The sequence below is a fragment of the Synechococcus sp. SYN20 genome, assembly GCF_014279555.1.
Taxonomy (GTDB): domain Bacteria; phylum Cyanobacteriota; class Cyanobacteriia; order PCC-6307; family Cyanobiaceae; genus Synechococcus_C.
Genome location: NZ_CP047959.1, coordinates 1,680,700 through 1,696,494 on the forward strand (window position 1 = coordinate 1,680,700; position 15,795 = coordinate 1,696,494).

Annotated in this window: 20 protein-coding genes; 7 read left to right on the forward strand and 13 right to left on the reverse strand. The window is 53.8% G+C overall.

Going from position 1 to position 15,795, the window contains the following annotated elements:
• The first annotated feature begins 190 nt into the window (after positions 1-190).
• A complete protein-coding gene (locus SynSYN20_RS08745; RefSeq protein ID WP_370586730.1) occupies positions 191-673 on the forward strand; it encodes a CIA30 family protein in 483 nt (160 codons plus the stop codon).
• Positions 670-1,053 carry a hypothetical protein gene (locus SynSYN20_RS08750; protein ID WP_186523066.1) on the forward strand — a complete coding sequence of 128 codons (384 nt, stop codon included), beginning with the start codon at positions 670-672 and terminating at the stop codon, positions 1,051-1,053. The genes SynSYN20_RS08745 and SynSYN20_RS08750 overlap by 4 nt, the downstream gene beginning before the upstream one ends.
• Positions 1,054-1,172: 119 nt before the next feature.
• Here the strand turns inward: SynSYN20_RS08750 and ilvD are convergent, their stop codons facing one another.
• Genes ilvD through SynSYN20_RS08765 form a run of 3 tightly spaced genes read right to left on the reverse strand, consistent with a single transcriptional unit; the run spans position 1,173 to position 3,832 of the window.
• Positions 1,173-2,846, reverse strand: coding sequence for a dihydroxy-acid dehydratase (gene ilvD, locus SynSYN20_RS08755; protein WP_186523068.1), 1,674 nt, complete (start codon positions 2,844-2,846; stop codon positions 1,173-1,175).
• 53 nt (positions 2,847-2,899) lie between these two features.
• Positions 2,900-3,190: a hypothetical protein gene (locus SynSYN20_RS08760; protein WP_186523070.1), complete on the reverse strand. Its 291-nt coding sequence runs from the start codon at positions 3,188-3,190 to the stop codon at positions 2,900-2,902.
• Between the two features lie 24 nt (positions 3,191-3,214).
• The gene (locus SynSYN20_RS08765; RefSeq protein ID WP_186523072.1) at positions 3,215-3,832 is read right to left on the reverse strand and encodes a uracil phosphoribosyltransferase; all 618 of its coding nucleotides are present in this window, start codon (positions 3,830-3,832) and stop codon (positions 3,215-3,217) included.
• Between the two features lie 84 nt (positions 3,833-3,916).
• Here SynSYN20_RS08765 and SynSYN20_RS08770 point away from each other — a divergent pair, with 84 nt between their 5' ends.
• Both SynSYN20_RS08770 and cobW read left to right on the forward strand, forming a co-directional pair.
• The gene (locus tag SynSYN20_RS08770) at positions 3,917-4,435 is read left to right on the forward strand and encodes a pentapeptide repeat-containing protein (RefSeq protein ID WP_186523074.1); all 519 of its coding nucleotides are present in this window, start codon (positions 3,917-3,919) and stop codon (positions 4,433-4,435) included.
• Positions 4,435-5,520, forward strand: coding sequence for a cobalamin biosynthesis protein CobW (cobW, locus tag SynSYN20_RS08775; RefSeq protein WP_186523075.1), 1,086 nt, complete (start codon positions 4,435-4,437; stop codon positions 5,518-5,520). The genes SynSYN20_RS08770 and cobW overlap by 1 nt, the downstream gene beginning before the upstream one ends.
• Before the next feature lie 140 nt (positions 5,521-5,660).
• On the opposite strand, the gene SynSYN20_RS08780 is transcribed toward cobW, so the two are convergent.
• From SynSYN20_RS08780 to SynSYN20_RS08790, 3 genes are all read right to left on the reverse strand, one after another.
• Positions 5,661-6,293, reverse strand: a complete 633-nt coding sequence (locus SynSYN20_RS08780; RefSeq protein WP_186523076.1) for a L,D-transpeptidase — start codon at positions 6,291-6,293, stop codon at positions 5,661-5,663.
• Positions 6,294-6,372: 79 nt separating this feature from the next.
• A complete protein-coding gene (locus tag SynSYN20_RS08785; protein WP_186523077.1) occupies positions 6,373-6,951 on the reverse strand; it encodes an isoprenylcysteine carboxylmethyltransferase family protein in 579 nt (192 codons plus the stop codon).
• A gap of 15 nt (positions 6,952-6,966) precedes the next feature.
• Entirely contained in the window at positions 6,967-7,281 is a 315-nt protein-coding gene (locus SynSYN20_RS08790; RefSeq protein ID WP_255444205.1) for a hypothetical protein, read from the reverse strand.
• A 131-nt stretch (positions 7,282-7,412) separates the two neighbouring features.
• On the opposite strand from SynSYN20_RS08790, the gene purS reads away from it, so the two are divergent.
• From purS to SynSYN20_RS08805, 3 genes are all read left to right on the forward strand, one after another.
• Positions 7,413-7,667, forward strand: a complete 255-nt coding sequence (purS, locus tag SynSYN20_RS08795; RefSeq protein WP_186525545.1) for a phosphoribosylformylglycinamidine synthase subunit PurS — start codon at positions 7,413-7,415, stop codon at positions 7,665-7,667.
• A complete protein-coding gene (purQ, locus tag SynSYN20_RS08800) occupies positions 7,664-8,323 on the forward strand; it encodes a phosphoribosylformylglycinamidine synthase subunit PurQ (protein WP_186523078.1) in 660 nt (219 codons plus the stop codon). Before purS ends, purQ begins: the two co-directional genes overlap by 4 nt.
• 291 nt (positions 8,324-8,614) lie before the next feature.
• On the forward strand, positions 8,615-9,595 hold the full coding sequence (locus tag SynSYN20_RS08805; RefSeq protein WP_186523081.1) for an LD-carboxypeptidase: 981 nt from the start codon (positions 8,615-8,617) through the stop codon (positions 9,593-9,595).
• A gap of 55 nt (positions 9,596-9,650) precedes the next feature.
• Here SynSYN20_RS08805 and fba read toward each other — a convergent pair whose 3' ends face one another.
• The 7 genes from fba to SynSYN20_RS08840 form a co-directional block, all read right to left on the reverse strand.
• The gene (gene fba / locus SynSYN20_RS08810; protein ID WP_186515786.1) at positions 9,651-10,724 is read right to left on the reverse strand and encodes a class II fructose-bisphosphate aldolase; all 1,074 of its coding nucleotides are present in this window, start codon (positions 10,722-10,724) and stop codon (positions 9,651-9,653) included.
• A 126-nt stretch (positions 10,725-10,850) separates the two neighbouring features.
• Positions 10,851-11,918 carry a class I fructose-bisphosphate aldolase gene (locus SynSYN20_RS08815; protein ID WP_186523083.1) on the reverse strand — a complete coding sequence of 356 codons (1,068 nt, stop codon included), beginning with the start codon at positions 11,916-11,918 and terminating at the stop codon, positions 10,851-10,853.
• A gap of 133 nt (positions 11,919-12,051) precedes the next feature.
• Positions 12,052-13,140, reverse strand: coding sequence for a Gfo/Idh/MocA family protein (locus SynSYN20_RS08820; RefSeq protein ID WP_186523085.1), 1,089 nt, complete (start codon positions 13,138-13,140; stop codon positions 12,052-12,054).
• Between the two features lie 16 nt (positions 13,141-13,156).
• Complete coding sequence (locus tag SynSYN20_RS08825) at positions 13,157-13,555, reverse strand: hypothetical protein (RefSeq protein WP_186523086.1); 399 nt, start codon at positions 13,553-13,555, stop codon at positions 13,157-13,159.
• Positions 13,552-14,430 (reverse strand): acetyl-CoA carboxylase, carboxyltransferase subunit beta, encoded by an 879-nt coding sequence (accD, locus tag SynSYN20_RS08830; RefSeq protein ID WP_186523088.1) that lies wholly within the window; start codon positions 14,428-14,430, stop codon positions 13,552-13,554. Before accD ends, SynSYN20_RS08825 begins: the two co-directional genes overlap by 4 nt.
• Before the next feature lie 196 nt (positions 14,431-14,626).
• Positions 14,627-15,460, reverse strand: a complete 834-nt coding sequence (locus SynSYN20_RS08835) for an A24 family peptidase (RefSeq protein WP_186525546.1) — start codon at positions 15,458-15,460, stop codon at positions 14,627-14,629.
• Positions 15,457-15,786 (reverse strand): hypothetical protein, encoded by a 330-nt coding sequence (locus tag SynSYN20_RS08840; protein ID WP_186523090.1) that lies wholly within the window; start codon positions 15,784-15,786, stop codon positions 15,457-15,459. Before SynSYN20_RS08840 ends, SynSYN20_RS08835 begins: the two co-directional genes overlap by 4 nt.
• Positions 15,787-15,795 lie beyond the last annotated feature (9 nt).

Here is a 15,795-nt window from a genome sequence, read left to right on the forward strand (position 1 = left end):
CCAACCCCGACGAAGACAACAGGCCGCCCAACGAAGACTCAGTCATCAGATCAGAATGGCAACACAAATCACAGACCTGGATCCAAAATGATTGATGGGAATAGGAATTGCAGGGCTGGTGATTTCTGTGACTGAAGGAAACAAGGACTTGTGGGTCCCAGAAACCTGGACCTGCCTTAATGACACGATCATGGGTGGGACAAGCCAAGCCGGCTGCCGCCTCACTCCTGAAGGTCTATTGCTGGAGGGTGAGGTGGTCGCTGATGGCGGAGGTTTTGTGAGCTGCCGTTCCCCCTTATTCAGACCCCCCCTCGATCTTTCGGCTTTCAGCGGCTTGCGCTTAGCGATCGAAGCAGAAGGGCGAACTTTGAAATTTGCAGTGGCCTGCTCTGATGGATTGATGGGACTCACAGAGATGATTCCTGGCGGATTGCGCTGGGTGACACCCGTTCCAACAGAGGTGGAAGGAACCACTGTTGTGGAGGTTGCTTTTAAAGATCTTCAGCCCGTGGTCCGTGCCAAACCGGTGGGACTCCCTTTGCGCTTTGATGCATCCGCAATCACGCGCTTACAAGTGCTCCATTCGCGGTTTGATGAGGCGGGATCCACCAATCCAGGCTTCCGTGCGGGTGCAATCCGACTTCTGATTCATTCGATCGAAGCTTACAAATGATCGATTTAGCAGTTGTGATTGCCCACACGGCTGATCTCTGCCGTAAGCCATATCAGCATGCTGTTGTTCCAATTCACGAGGATGAAGGGCCATCCAGCATTGATGATCTCTTTGTTCGCATCGAAACCCGTGATGCGTCTGGATCTCGGATGGAGGACATGGACCTCGAACTCGAGATCTATCGAAGCGGCAGTGATGTGAATCTCATGCTGAGTTGGTGTGATCAAGCTGAGCGCCCCATGCTTTGGCAGGGGCAGCATCCCGTTTGGATGCATGGAGATAACGGCATGCGCTGCACGGCACCAGCCGACGGCCAACCCTTAGAAGCGATGGCACGACGGCTCAGAGCACAACTCGTGAGTCAATCTCGATTGGATTGATCTAAGGATGTCAGCTCAAGATAATCCTTCAACAAAATATTTCAAACGCATCAATGGCGAAGATGTCCATCAACCACGCCACTACTAATGAATCAATTAGAACCCTCTTTAAGAGAGCATTAATCAGGCTGATCTGTCACGGCACCAAGGCTCGAACTCGAAACGAGTCGAGCATATTTGCCAAGAACTCCTGTCTTATATTTAGGCTGATGCCCTGACCACATGCTGCGGCGGCGTTCGAGTTCAACCTCATTCACATTGAGTTGAAGAAGATTTTGATTGGCATCCACTGTGATGCTATCTCCCTCCATCACAAGGCCGATTGCTCCCCCAACGGCAGCCTCTGGTGCCACGTGGCCAACAACTAAACCGTACGTTCCACCGCTGAAGCGTCCATCCGTAATCAGCGCCACCTTATCCCCGAGTCCCTGACCAACAATGGCAGCAGTTGGTGCAAGCATTTCACGCATTCCAGGTCCTCCTACAGGACCTTCCTGGCGAATCACGATGACATCGCCGGCATGAATATGTTTGCCAATAATTGAAGCCAAACAATCCTCTTCGCTTTCAAAAACCCGAGCAGGGCCAGTGAGAACGGGCGTTTTAATGCCGCTGATTTTGGCGACAGCTCCCTCGCATGCCAAATTTCCCTTCAGGATGGCCAAGTGGCCTTTTGCATAAAGAGGATCACTCAGTGGCCTGATCACTTCTTGTCCTTCAGGAGGTGTGGAAGGAACATTCGCCAAGAGTTCTTTCAGGGTTTTGCCTTCAATCGTGCGGCAATGGCCATGAAGCAGTCCTGCGTCCAATAGCAATTTCATCACCTGGGGAATACCACCTGCCTGATGAAGATCCACGGTGACAAAACGACCACTCGGCTTGAGATCGCAAATCACTGGCACGCGCTCTCGGATCATTTCAAAATCATCAATACTGAGATCAACGCCGGCTGTGCGCGCGATCGCGAGCAGATGCAACACAGAGTTGGTGGACCCGCCCACCGCCATGATCACACTGATCGCATTCTCAAAAGCTTCACGCGTGAGTAAATCAAGGGGGCGAATATTAGATTTAATGGCTTCAACAAGAATTTCACCGGAACGGGCTGCACTCTCTGCCTTTTCCTCATCTTCAGCAGCCATCGTTGAACTGTGGGGAAGACTCAGCCCCATCGTTTCAATCGCAGCACTCATCGTATTAGCGGTGAACATACCTCCACAGCTTCCAGCTCCTGGGCAGGCATTTTTTTCAATCGCTGTCAGCTGCTCTTCATCAATCTTCCCGCTCGTAATCTGACCTACAGCCTCAAAAGCACTCACAACAGTGAGGTCACAGCCTCCAAGTTTCCCAGGCTTAATGGTTCCCCCATACACAAAAATCGAGGGAATATTCATACGTGCCATCGCCAACATGGCGCCAGGCATATTTTTATCGCAGCCACCAACGGCCAGAACACCATCCATGCTCTGGCCATTGCATGCCGTTTCAATCGCATCAGCGATGACCTCACGGCTCACCAAGGAATATTTCATTCCCTCGGTGCCCATAGAAATGCCATCACTGACAGTGATCGTGCCAAACATCTGAGGCATTCCGCCTGCCTTTCGAGCAGCGTCTTCTGCACGACGGGACAGGGCATCCAATCCCATGTTGCACGGTGTAATCGTGCTGAAACCGTTTGCGATCCCGATGATTGGCTTGCCAAAATCATGATCACCAAAGCCAACTGCTCTCAGCATTGCTCGATTGGGTGAGCGCTGAATGCCTTGAGTAACGGCGTCTGAGCGAAGCATGGCAACGACTGGATCGCAGATGGGGACAAGCCCCAACTTACCGGCCGTGGTGGTTACGACTTGGAGCCGAGGTCTTCAAGCTGACGACGGACATCAGAGATAGCTGAATTGAGCTGCTCAACGCGATGTTCCAGTTGATCGTCACGATCGGCGTATTGATTGGCCTCAAAGGCCTCACTGCCGTCTTGCATCCTTGGCGCATAGAGCATGGAGCGCTGACGCTTGATCCGCTGACGCCGTTCTGCTTCGGTGAGCAGCCACCAACCCACACCTGCTGCCCCAATAAGGGCTCCGCTCAGGAGTGTGAAGAGTGTTCCTGAGGTGGATTCCTGCTGCCTGCTCATCGCCGCCGATGGATTTTTTCAAGCCTAGGTCGAGGGAGCTGTTCTGATTTGCAGCCTTTGAGATGTGTTGCCAATCCCTGGAGATATCTGCCCATCCGCATTGAGTTCTTCATCAATGCAGGCGGTGTGGATGGTGAGTTCGGGGAATGTTTCACCTAGTCGTTTGAGGCCAGGGCTGGCTGTTAAGGCTGAAATCACACGAAGCCTTCGACTCTCAACACCTTTTGAGACAAGCTCCTCCATCAGCCCGACAAGCTCTTCCCCATCACTGATTTGATCGATCAGCAACACCAGCCCAGCGTTGGCTTCAATCGTTTCAGGCAAACCACCCAGGCAGAGCTCTGCGTGGGGCAGCACTTGCCTAGCCCCTTCCCAGAGCATCAACCCGCCAGGGAGAGAAGGCACAGCAAGCAGGGGAACACCCGTTTCAATCACAGTTCCTTCCGTGAGCTCTAGGGCGGTTTGCACCTCTTCGCGGCGATGGGGGAGCCAATCCCTCAAGGCCTCATAGGTGAGCCAACGTCCCAACTCCTCAAGCGCTGTTCGGTACAGCGACGGCGGTGTGCCGACATGGCGCAACATCGTGAGCCAGTGAGCAATCAGTGGATGGGGAGGAACAATCACCCTCAAGGTTTTGGCCATGGCACGTAGCTGGGCAGCTGTCTGCCATAACGTGAAAGTTAAGTTACGGCAGCTGCAACCTGATGCCGGCTGCATCCTTCTCTGATGCCCCTTCCCGATTTGTTCCACAAGCACCTGTTACCCGTTCTGTTGGGGGTGCTTCTTGCGTCGAGCTTGATCTCCCTTCCTCATCCTGTTCAGGCCATTACCGCCCCTGAATTACGTGGTCAGTTCGCGGTGCAAGACATCAGCAACGACATGCATGGCCGGGATTTAAAAGAAAAAGAATTTTTAAAAGCTGATCTCCGCGGTGTTGATCTCAGTGAAACCGACCTGCGCGGAGCTGTGATCAACACCTCTCAACTGCAGGGAGCTGATCTTCATGGAGCGAACCTTGAGGATGTGGTGGCGTTCTCAAGCCGATTTGATGAAACCGACTTAAGCGACGCAAACTTCACAAACGCAATGCTGATGCAAAGCCGCTTTGTGGATGCGCGCATTGAGGGAACGGATTTCACCAACGCCGTAATCGATCTCACTCAGATGAAGGCTTTATGCGGTCGTGCCAGTGGCGTGAATAGTGTCAGCGGCGTGAGCACCCGCGAAAGCCTGGGGTGCCGCTGATGTCTGAACGCCTTCCCGTCACCGTGATTACCGGCTTTCTTGGAGCCGGGAAAACAACGCTGTTGCGCCATCTCTTGATCAACAGCGGCCAACGCCTCGCCGTGATGGTCAACGAATTCGGAACCGTGGGCCTGGATGGCGATCTCATCCGAAGCTGCGGCTTCTGCCCAGAGGATGAAATCGAGGGGCGTCTCGTTGAACTGAACAACGGTTGCCTCTGCTGCACCGTGCAGGACGATTTTCTACCCACGATGGAAACGCTGCTCGCTCGCGCTGATCAGCTCGATGGAATTGTTGTTGAAACCAGTGGTCTAGCTCTTCCAAGACCCCTACTTCAGGCCCTCGAATGGCCCGCGATCCGGGCCCGGGTACACGTGAACGGTGTTGTCACTGTTGTGGATGGGGAAGCCCTGAACAACGGAAGTCCTGTAGGAGATCCGGAGGCGTTGGAGCGGCAACGACAGGAGGATCCAAGCCTCGACCACCTCACGGCCATTGATGAATTGTTCGCCGATCAACTTCAATCCGCTGACCTCGTGTTAGTTAGCCGTTCCGATTGCTTAGAGCCCACCGAGCTGGACCAGATCCAGCAATCACTGGTCCTCAAGATCCGAACCGGTACAACAGTGATCCCCATGACTCGCGGCCAAGTCGACCCGAGTTTGCTGCTGGGAGTGGAGCGTGAGACGTCTGCCAACCACGAGCATCATGAGCACGATCACCATGACCATGACCATGACCATCATGCGCATGATCACCACGATCACACCCATTTAGATGTTGTAGGCGGCAATGTTCGGTTTGAAGGTGTGATTCAACGGTCGGATTTTGAACGGATCCTTCCTGCATTTGTGACTGAACATCAGGTGGTACGCCTAAAAGGACGGGTCTGGTTACCTGGCAAATCCCTTCCTCTGCAAGTGCAAATGGTTGGACCCCGCTTAGAGACTTGGTTTGAAGCTGCTCCTGACGCGGCCTGGACTCCCGAAAGCCGCTCAGGAGTAGATCTGGTTGTGATTGGATTTGATCCAACTGCCTCTGAAAAACTCACAACCCTCCTGCTTGCTTCCGCTACTTCAAGCTAATGAGTGAAAGAAAATGCTCTCAGTGATTGAGCCATTGCAAAACTACTTTTTAACGAATTAATTAATTTAAACTTAACTAGCTATAATCATAAAAAAGTACAGCTTTGACTCTAAAATCAAAGCTATTTGAGTCCATTTCTTTAGTCTTCAACAACCAATAAGCGCACATCACTGGCTTGAATCAACTGAGATAGTTCGAGTAAGTCATGTTCATGAATCAGTCCAATACATCCCAAGGTGCCGCTATTTCCATTGAGACCCACGCTTGGGTCTTGATGGATCCCAAGCACCCTTCGACCTGTGATGAAGGTCGGTTCGATGCCGATCCAAACCGGACCTAGTTCTGGATAAGCACCTTTGGCAAGAGGCTCCACTGGCCCAAGGTTGTAGCGACCTGTTGGCAGGGGAGCCTTACTGCCCATCTGATCACGGTCCGCATCCTGGCGATGGGCTCGACCGCTCACTGCATCGAAATGACGTGCCGGTTCTCCAGGAATCTCAAGCCGCAAGTCCCAGATGGGATCTCCTGTGGAACGAATCTGTCTCTTTGTACGGTTAAGGACGAGCTGAGGCTCTGGATCCGGGATGGTGATCGGAGGCTCAAGAATCGCTATTAGCCTTGAACTGACCTCAACCGGTTGGGGGGTGTTCGGCACAAATTCGTTGGCCTGACTTGGGGCGCTGAATTCGAGACCTGCGCAGACAGCACTGAGGAGCAACACGGAAGGCGTCGCTTTGCTTGCCAGCAACTGCAAGGGCGCAGACAGAACCATCCGAAGCGATCAAAAGCGACCTTGTCTTAAGGGGTTTATTTATTGTTTTTGGAAAAAATAAACGGTTGTTCAGCTGGCCCTAATCCTGGCGCCAATCCAAGCCAGGAAGACCGGGAAGGATTGCTGGGGTACTGGAGCGATACGTCAAATAGTCGGGATGGACGTTGCAGAGGCGCTTTTCTTCTCGATGAGCCTTGCCATTGAGCACCGCAACCAAGATCAATAACAGCGCCAGGTGAAGCAGGCTTCCCTTGGCAAGGACCACACCAACGGAGCAAATCAGAACAGCTCGATAGAGAGGGTGCCGGCAATGGCGATACACCCCTGTGGTGATCAAAACGGCATTGGGCTTTGGATCAGGTAATGGGGAAAGGCTGGGGCCTAAAGCCAAAAAACCCTGCAAGGCCAAGCCAAGCCCAACAGCAAACACCATCAACCCCGTGACATGAAGCACAACAGGCCAACTCCAGGCCTGGAGGAGCTCAGAGGGCCAGGTCGGAAGGATATGAGCGCAGATCAGAACCACCTGAGCCAACAACCACCACTCACCCTTTTGATTGTTGAGCAATCCTGACCAGCTCAGACCCCAACCCTGAAAACTCTCACGCCAATCGCCCTGTTGCCTTGGCTCCTTGAACGGAAGACCTTTGTTGTCCATGGTGATCTGCAGGGGTTAGTCCATCGGCAGGTCGCCTCGAGCGCAGACCTCACCCCAGCAAAGCGCACCCTCCTCACTCCAACTGGCCTGAACACGATTCCAAGCAGAGCGTTCATTCATCCGCATCCGCATCAAACCGCTGCCGTCATGCTCAAACTGAATTCTGTGAGCATTGAATGCCAAATTCCAACGGCTGCCCACCGGATCGGCCACAAAACGGCATGGCTCCCAAGCCTCATGGCTCCAGCGACACTCCACATCAACGGCCACCGGCTCAGCCTGTGCGAGCTGCGCGAAGCCAGGGGCAATCAGCAGAAGTGGTGTGATCAACCTGATTGTGAATCCGATGGATTGGATCACAGAAAAAGGACATGGAGACGTGGTCTGTTTTCAACGTGAATAGAAAGCGCCTGGAACGGGACTGCGGCCTGCGAAGATTTAACAATTCCTGCTCCGAGCCCGTGCCGCGTTATCAAGCTCGTGTTCTGGTGCATCTGCGCCCTTCTGTCCTCGATCCAGCCGGTGAGGCCACGCGTTCAGCTGCCAGCCGATTAGGGGTGGAAGGCATCGACCGCCTACGCATCGGCAAGGCGGTCGAGCTCGAGCTGGAGGCGTCTGATGAAGCTGATGCTCGCCAACAGGTTGAACTGTTGAGTGATCGACTCCTGGCCAACCCTGTGATTGAAAACTGGACCCTGGAACTCAAGTTGTCATGAGCATTGGTGTTGTTGTCTTTCCTGGTTCCAATTGCGACCGGGATGTTCGTTGGGCGACGCAGGGATGCCTTGGCATGCAAACCCGTTACCTCTGGCATGAGGAGACAGATCTCAGCGGCTTAGATGCTGTAGTCCTACCCGGAGGCTTTAGTTATGGCGACTATTTGCGTTGCGGAGCCATCGCCAGGTTTGCCCCAGTGCTGGAATCCCTGATCGATTTCGCGAACAAAGGCGGGCGGGTGCTGGGCATCTGCAATGGATTTCAGGTGCTCACTGAACTTGGCTTATTGCCAGGAGCACTCACGCGCAATAGCGGTCTTCATTTCATCTGCGAAGACACCCCACTCAATGTGGTGAGTGCGCGCACCCCCTGGCTCTCTCACTTAACAGCCGGAAGTGAGCTCAAACTTCCAATTGCCCATGGGGAAGGCCGTTATCAATGCAGCGATGACACACTAAAAGCGCTTCAAGATAAAGACAGCATCGCGCTGAAATACAACAACAATCCCAATGGCTCCATTGCCGACATTGCCGGCATCACGAATCCAGCTGGCAATGTGCTCGGTTTGATGCCCCATCCTGAACGGGCTTGTGATCCAGTCACTGGATGCACCGATGGACGGAAATTGATTGAAGCTCTGATCCAGTCATCATGACCCGTCCTTATTAGTTTTAAGACAAGACCGGAAGATCGAGAACATCAACTGATCAACACTTACCTGAAGCAAATCAAACAATTAAACATATTCATTTGGCCAATAAAACAATACCTTATTCAGCAAATACTCGCAACAATGCGTCTGAAAACTATAAACTGCTCCTAGCTCCATACATCAATGCAAGTTTCTCTATTGCAATTTATGTTCTAAACAGGTTTTCAGGAATTACTTAAAGCTTTAACCCGCTCGAATTGTCAGACTAAAGCTCATTAGAGTTGAAGCTCTTTAATGCATCGTCGATCATTTTTAACGTTGGGAGTCCCAACGGCCGTAGCGATAGCCGTTTCATCTTCCGCTAGTGGTTTAGCGGCATCCACTCAAAAAAACTCCACTCTTCACTCGTTACAAAAGGGCTCAAGGCTTCGAGCCGTTAATGCCGGAACTTGGCTCGATCCGGAAACAGACTTTGGCCCGTTGGTGGAACGCTGTGAAGCTGAGGGTTGGACCTTAGAAGTCCCAGAATCAGTAAAACGCCAATGGCGATGGTTTTCAGGAACCGATCAGCAACGAGCGGATGATCTTGAGCGTGCCTGGAACAATCCTTCCCTGGATGGTCTGATTTATGTCGGTGCTGGCTGGGGAGGCGCCAGGGTGTTAGAAGCTGGCTTTCGCTTCCCCAAGCGATCGCTCTGGACCCTGGGGTTTTCTGACACCAGCTCGATGCTGATGGCGCAATGGTCAGCTGGCTTGCAGGGCGCCATCCACGGATCCACCGCGGGACCTGATCCACAGTGGGAACGGACGGTCCGCCTCCTGAAAGGGGAACTGGTCGCCCCTCTGCAGGGGCGTGCGGTCCGCGCCGGAGTGGCCAGAGGTCCGCTCGTGGTGACCAATCTCACGGTTGCGACCCATTTGATTGGCACACCCTGGTTCCCTGATCTACGCGGATCCATCCTGGTGCTGGAGGATGTTGGAGAGGCTCCCTACAGAGTGGATCGCATGCTGACGCAGTGGCGCAGCTCTGGCGTGCTGCGTGGCCTTGCTGGGGTGGCAACGGGACGATTCAGCTGGAAAGGGGAGGTCGAACCAGGTGATTTTTCAATGGATGGGATCCTCGAGGAGCGACTCTCTGATCTAGGCATCCCCTTGGTTATGAATCTGCCCCTTGGGCATGGACTTCCCAACATGGCTCTCCCCCTTGGTGCAGCAGCAACACTCGACGCCAATCAAGGAACGCTGAAACTCATTCCTGATCGAGCACATGAATGAAGCCATCAAAAAAGGGGGCTGATGCCCCCCCGATAGGTTGGTTTTGACCGAATAATCAGGCAGCAACTGCTGTCTTGGGGTCAAGGGTGCCTTTTGCATAAAGGCCGGAATAGAAGTTGATGTCGCGCTGCTTGATCTTGCTGGCGTTACCTGCAGCCCAGAACTGCTGGAAGCGATCCAAGCAAACCTGCTTCATGTACTTACGAGCCGGCTTGTTGAAGTGCCGAGGGTCGAAGTTGGCAGGATCAGCCATGGCTGCTTCTCGTACGGCAGCCGTGAAAGCCAAACGGCAGTCGGTATCGATGTTCACTTTGCGAACACCATTACGGATGCCTTCCTGAATTTCTTCCACGGGAACGCCGTAGGTCTCAGGAATCGCGCCGCCGTACTTGTTGATCATTGCCAACCATTCCTGGGGAACGGAGGAGGAGCCATGCATCACCAGGTGGGTGTTGGGGATGACTTTGTGAATTTCAGCGATGCGGCTGATAGCCAGCACTTCACCCGTGGGCTTGCGGGTGAACTTATAAGCACCGTGGCTGGTACCGATGGCGATGGCCAGGGCATCAACCTTGGTCTTGGCCACAAAATCAGCGGCTTCAGCAGGATCGGTCAGCAGCTGATCCTTGGAGAGCTCACCTTCGAAACCATGGCCGTCCTCGGCTTCGCCTTTACCGGTTTCAAGGGAACCAAGGCAACCCAGTTCGCCTTCAACGCTCACGCCGATGGCATGGGCAACGTCCACCACTTCCTTAGTGACGTTGACGTTGTAGTCATAACTCGCAGGAGTCTTGGCATCAGCCTCAAGAGAGCCGTCCATCATCACGGAGGTAAAACCGTTAGCCGCCGCTCCGAAGCATGTTGCGGGGCTATTGCCATGGTCCTGGTGCATCACGACAGGGATGTCGGGATAGGTCTCAACAGCCGCCAGGATCAAATGACGCAAGAAATTCTCGCCTGCATAAGCACGAGCTCCACGTGATGCCTGCAGGATCACAGGAGAGTCAGTCTCGTGAGCCGCCTCCATGATCGACTGCACCTGCTCAAGATTGTTGACGTTGAAAGCAGGGATGCCGTAGCCGTTTTCCGCGGCATGGTCGAGCAAAAGTCGAAGCGGAACGAGCGCCATAGTGAAGTCCTAACGAAGGCAGATAAACGGACATGTGTCCGTAGCCGCGCGACTTTACAGTTGAGTCGTGTGAATGTCACGACACTCCGTGGCAGAAAGCACGCCGGAGTGTCAGCAAATGATGGGTCAGTAGGTGTATCCAGCTACAAAAAGCTGCTCGTCCGATGACGGCTGAGAGCCGGGGACGTAACGCCCCTGTGAGGCCTCAGAGTTCGCTTTCGCCCGCGCAAGCAACGCTGCCTGGCCTGCCTCTTTGTCCTTACCAGCCCATGCCTTCAGGCAGGAATGCTGCAAGGCACGTCCATAGGAAAAGCCAAGATTCCATTGCGCTTTTCTTGTAATTGTATTCATGTTGTTGAGGTACACCGACGCCGCTTCTTCACTCAAACCACCTGATAAAAAGACAATTCCAGGAACACTGGCAGGAACACAACGCTCCAATGTTCTCACGGTCATTTCGGCAACGAGTTGGGGATCTGATTTCTGCGCACAATCAGCTCCTTGAATCGTCATCGAAGGCTTAAGGAGCGTTCCTTCGAGCAAAACTCCATTGAGCTGGCAAGCAAAGTACACCTCCTTAAGGATCTGTTCTTGCACGGCTGCAGTGACTTCAATCGAATGATCACCATCCATCAAAATTTCAGGCTCAATGATTGGCACAAGACCTGATTCCTGAACAGAACGTGCGTAACGCGCTAGGCCCCAAGCATTTTCACGAATGGCCAGATCAGAGGGGCATCCATCAGCCGTGATCTGAAGTACGGCGCGCCATTTTGCAAAACGTGCACCTTGGGCGTAATAGTCAGCAGCTCTTTCCACCAAGCCATCCAGACCCGTACAAACCGTCTCAACGGACTGAGCTCCGGGCAAAGGGCAAAGGCCCTTATCCACTTTGATACCGGGAATAATTCCCGCTTTGTTTAACTTCTGAACCATTGTTTCGCCATCAGCATGGCTCTGAAACAAGGTTTCTTCGTACAAAATTGCGCCACTAATAAAGTTACCAAGACCTGACGCTGTAAACAGCATTCCTCGGTAGGCCTGGCGGTTGGCCTCAGTATTTTCAACTTGGATTCCACCTAGTCGCTTACCGATGGTCTTTGTGGACTCATCAACAGCAAGAATTCCCTTCCCCGACTCTGCCAGAGCGTTGGCTGTAGCACTTAACTCTTTGGAATAAGCGGAGAGAGACATAGGAATGACGCAACAACGACGAAAGCGCCAGAACTGTACACACCAAATCTAATCTTAAAAAAGCTATTTGATGCCCAGGCCAGTATCCAAGGTCGCAGAGAAAATTGATTATTAATCCTTCAATCTGTCAAATTCAATCGATTCCGATGCTCGATTGATCACAAGCTTGCTGGCTGACAAGTCCCTCTGCCAGACCAGGCACCATCGGAGAACCGGTTTGAATGCTGCGCGCCCACCAACTCTGGATGCGGGCCACCGGCGCCACACGACCATCACTCCAGGTGGTGGGGAACATGAACTCAGCATCCGCCTCGATATTGCGAGTGGCCTCTCCCATCGGCGTGTGCCACAGCCCAAAGCCATGGACATAATCCTTTTGGTTCGCGCTACCGAGGGTGAGACTGCCATGAGATCCGTAGATCTCGAGCCAACACCCCCGACCGTTGCGAGCCACAGATGCCAAATTGACCTGAGCTGGAACCCTCTGGTCCGAACGGCCCTGCCAATCAAGTTGCATCTGGATCAGTGAGACATCTTCAGCGTCCACTGGCGCCATGCCCCCACTGGGATGGGGACGCTCCTTGATTGACACACTATTGAGACCTTGAACGGATCGCATCGGTCCGATTAACCAAGCCAGCATGTCGAAAGCATGGGTACCAAGGGCACCAAGCACACCACCACCAGCATCCCGTTGGGAGTACCAACTCCAAGGTCGAGAGGCATCCGCACGGCTGCTCATCAACCAGTCGAGCTTCACCAGCCAGGGAGTGCCGACGGCACCTTCCTCCAACATCCTCGCGGCCTGCATGAACAGAGGCACGGCCCGATACTCATAATCCACCGCAACACTGAGCCGGTTCTGGATGGCGACGCGTTGCAGCTCTGCCACTGATTCAGCCTTGAGAGCAACAGGCTTTTCAAGCAATAAGTGTTTGCCTGCTTTTAGCGCTTGAAGGGCCAAGGCAAAGCGTGGCTCCGGAGGGGTGGCAATGATCACGGCTTGCACGCGAGGGTCGCTGAGCAAAGCCTCCCAATCGTCATAACCAGGGAGATTGTGCTCAAGGCAGGCCTGATCTAAACGTTCCCGACGGGGATGCCAGAGCGCCACCGCCTGGAGATCAGGTTGAGAGGCAAGGGCTTTCAGATGAACCGATTCACCAAAGCCGAGACCCGCAATTGCCACTCCAATCGGAGAAGGGCTTGAGGATGAAAGAGCCATAAGGGAAGCGTTGGGATCAGGAAAGCGACAAAAGCTCGTCCGATGAGCACACACCGGAAAGAACACCGTCGATCAAAGGATCGGAACCAGAAGGTTGCCATTCGGCCCTGAATTGGGGCAATCCATTCTTTTGCTTGTCTCGATACAGCTGTTGGCTGCAGTCGATCTCCATCACGACCAGCGTTCCCAACGCGGGGCTGTCATCCTCCTGACGCAAGCTATAGCGGCTCAGCACTGACACGGTGCCATCCTTCTTCAGACGCAAACTCCCGGCGTCCCACCATTGCTGTCCCTCCGTACTAGATGGCACTTCGCGCCATTCAACCTGACCCGCAACAACAGGAGCGGCGCAAAGGATCACAGCTAAAGCAACAGCAGCCAAGCTCCGAAAGAATGAAGCCAAAACCTGAATCATGAGCTTGCGACCCGAGATTCACAGCCATGCAATCTGAGCAGACTCGCGAGAGTGGAACGCAATTGCGTACGCGGAACAATCGAATCAACGAATCCGTGATCTTGTAGATATTCGGCGGTTTGAAAATTATCCGGTAATTTTTCGCGCAGCGTCTGTTCAATCACGCGACGCCCAGCAAAGCCAATCAGAGCTTTTGGCTCTGCCAAAATCAGATCACCAAGCATTGCAAAACTTGCTGTGACGCCCCCAGTGGTGGGGTGAGTGAGTAGGGGCATGTACAACACGCCAGCTTCGCGGTGGCGTTCCAAAGCTCCGGAAATCTTGGCCATCTGCATGAGGCTGAGCATTCCCTCTTGCATCCTTGCTCCACCCGACGCACACACAATGAGGAGTGGCAGCTTTTTGGCGGTTGCTGCTTCCACCAAGCGAGTGATTTTTTCACCGACCACCGACCCCATCGAACCGCCCATAAAACGGAAATCCATCACGGCAAGAGCCATAGGAATCCCCTCGACCTCACAGAGTCCAGTGATGACACCATCACGAAGCCCTGTACTGGCCTGCGTTTCGCGCAGGCGATCCGCATAGGCCCGGCGATCTTTAAAGCCCAATGGATCCGTGGGTTGAAGCTGTTGATCCATGGCTACAAAAGTGTTGGGATCCACCAACACCGCAATGCGCTCGGTGCTATCGATGCGGTGGTGATAGCCACAGTTGCTGCAAACGCTGGCGTTGCTCAACAGATCCTTGCGATACACCACCTGACCGCACTCGGGGCACTTGCTCCACAGGCCATCCCCTTCATCGGGTTCTTGATTCACCTTGCCGACGTACTGACCCTTACGGCGGTCAGCGAACCAGTCGAACAAACTCAAGGTTGATTACTCCTTAATGGCAACAGCAGATCTCAGTTGGCATTGGGGCATTCGGTTTGTACGAGCGCCACATTGGGGAGATCCGAGGGAACAAATAATCAAGCCAAGGGCCTGAATCTTGCACCAATCACATCAGGCTAGGACAGGGATGTTGCAATCTCTCTGCACAACAGGCATTGAGCTGATTTCTGTTCTTTTAAAGGCCACCAAACAGGCTGAACCATTGCTGACCCCACCACTCAGAACCTCCGATCCAGGTCAGCCAGATGCCAAGGGCAATAAAAGGGCCAAATGGGAAGGGTTGTCTCGGCCCTAAGCGTCCAGAGAGACGTCCAACCGTGCCAAAGAATGCGCCGCTAAAAACGGCGATTGCCAAAGCAACCAAAACACCTCCCAAGCCGAGCCAAGCGCCTGCGACAGCTGCCAATTTGGCGTCACCAAGTCCGAGGGCAGGTTGGCCAAGCATGCGCTCCGCGAGAGCGCTTAATCCCTCGAGCGCCAGCAATCCCGCTGATGCCGCCAACAGATGATTGAGAATCACGGAACTGGCTTCTGGAGCGGGGATCACAAAATAGAGAGCACCTGTAAAGGCAAGGCCGAGCAACACGCCGATCCGGCAAAGAGGTTCGGGGAGCCAGAGATGGTCGATATCGATCAACACCAGTGGCAGCAGCACACTGATTAGAACAATCCCCGCCAGCAGATTGAGCAACGCCAGGCCTAATTGATCCGAAGCGGCGAGCAATCCATGGCCCCACAACGCGCTCAACCAAAGGAGGGCGCTAAAAAATTCCACGAATGGGTAGCGGCTTGAGATGCCTTGGTGGCAATCGCGACAACGTCCCCGAAGCCAGACCCAGCCCAACACCGGCACATTGTCGTGCCAGCGCACCGCCTGACCACACTTTGGGCAGTGGCTGCCAGGCCAAACCACTGATTCTTCGCGAGGCAATCGCCAGGCCACCACATTGGCGAAACTCCCCACACAGGCACCAGCCACCACAAGGATCAGACCCAGCACACTTGTCAAAGCCCCGACCCCCTGGGTCGGTCTCGCCAACCACGCGGACGCCGCAATCGTCGACCGATGAGATCGATGCTGATGAAATGTTCTTGAAGCAACAGTGTGGGGCTTGCGAACACAACCCTGCCCTCATCTAACCGCTCATTCACAACAACACCCATCGGTTCCAGCTGCTGCCCAGACTCAGTTAAGAAGCGGAAGTAGATCCGTCGTGCCAACGCGATCAGACGACGACTATCCACTCTGTCCCAACGCGGTGGAGCAGTTGTTGATCCACTGGCACCTGCAATCTCAAAGGAGGGAGAGGACAAAAAAAGGACCCACCTGATCATTCAGATGAG

Bases quoted from the DNA above. Each gene is read 5' to 3' on its own strand.
- SynSYN20_RS08825 (WP_186523086.1), bottom strand. From the start codon at position 13,555: ATGATTCAGGTTTTGGCTTCATTCTTTCGGAGCTTGGCTGCTGTTGCT.
- SynSYN20_RS08785 (WP_186523077.1), bottom strand. From the start codon at position 6,951: ATGGACAACAAAGGTCTTCCGTTCAAGGAGCCAAGGCAACAGGGCGAT.
- ilvD (WP_186523068.1), bottom strand. From the start codon at position 2,846: ATGCTTCGCTCAGACGCCGTTACTCAAGGCATTCAGCGCTCACCCAAT.
- fba (WP_186515786.1), bottom strand. From the start codon at position 10,724: ATGGCGCTCGTTCCGCTTCGACTTTTGCTCGACCATGCCGCGGAAAAC.
- SynSYN20_RS08780 (WP_186523076.1), bottom strand. From the start codon at position 6,293: ATGGTTCTGTCTGCGCCCTTGCAGTTGCTGGCAAGCAAAGCGACGCCT.
- cobW (WP_186523075.1), top strand. From the start codon at position 4,435: ATGTCTGAACGCCTTCCCGTCACCGTGATTACCGGCTTTCTTGGAGCC.
- SynSYN20_RS08750 (WP_186523066.1), top strand. From the start codon at position 670: ATGATCGATTTAGCAGTTGTGATTGCCCACACGGCTGATCTCTGCCGT.
- SynSYN20_RS08770 (WP_186523074.1), top strand. From the start codon at position 3,917: ATGCCCCTTCCCGATTTGTTCCACAAGCACCTGTTACCCGTTCTGTTG.
- SynSYN20_RS08760 (WP_186523070.1), bottom strand. From the start codon at position 3,190: ATGAGCAGGCAGCAGGAATCCACCTCAGGAACACTCTTCACACTCCTG.
- SynSYN20_RS08805 (WP_186523081.1), top strand. From the start codon at position 8,615: ATGCATCGTCGATCATTTTTAACGTTGGGAGTCCCAACGGCCGTAGCG.
- SynSYN20_RS08820 (WP_186523085.1), bottom strand. From the start codon at position 13,140: ATGGCTCTTTCATCCTCAAGCCCTTCTCCGATTGGAGTGGCAATTGCG.
- SynSYN20_RS08840 (WP_186523090.1), bottom strand. From the start codon at position 15,786: ATGATCAGGTGGGTCCTTTTTTTGTCCTCTCCCTCCTTTGAGATTGCA.
- SynSYN20_RS08815 (WP_186523083.1), bottom strand. From the start codon at position 11,918: ATGTCTCTCTCCGCTTATTCCAAAGAGTTAAGTGCTACAGCCAACGCT.
- SynSYN20_RS08765 (WP_186523072.1), bottom strand. From the start codon at position 3,832: ATGGCCAAAACCTTGAGGGTGATTGTTCCTCCCCATCCACTGATTGCT.
- purQ (WP_186523078.1), top strand. From the start codon at position 7,664: ATGAGCATTGGTGTTGTTGTCTTTCCTGGTTCCAATTGCGACCGGGAT.
- SynSYN20_RS08745 (WP_370586730.1), top strand. From the start codon at position 191: ATGGGTGGGACAAGCCAAGCCGGCTGCCGCCTCACTCCTGAAGGTCTA.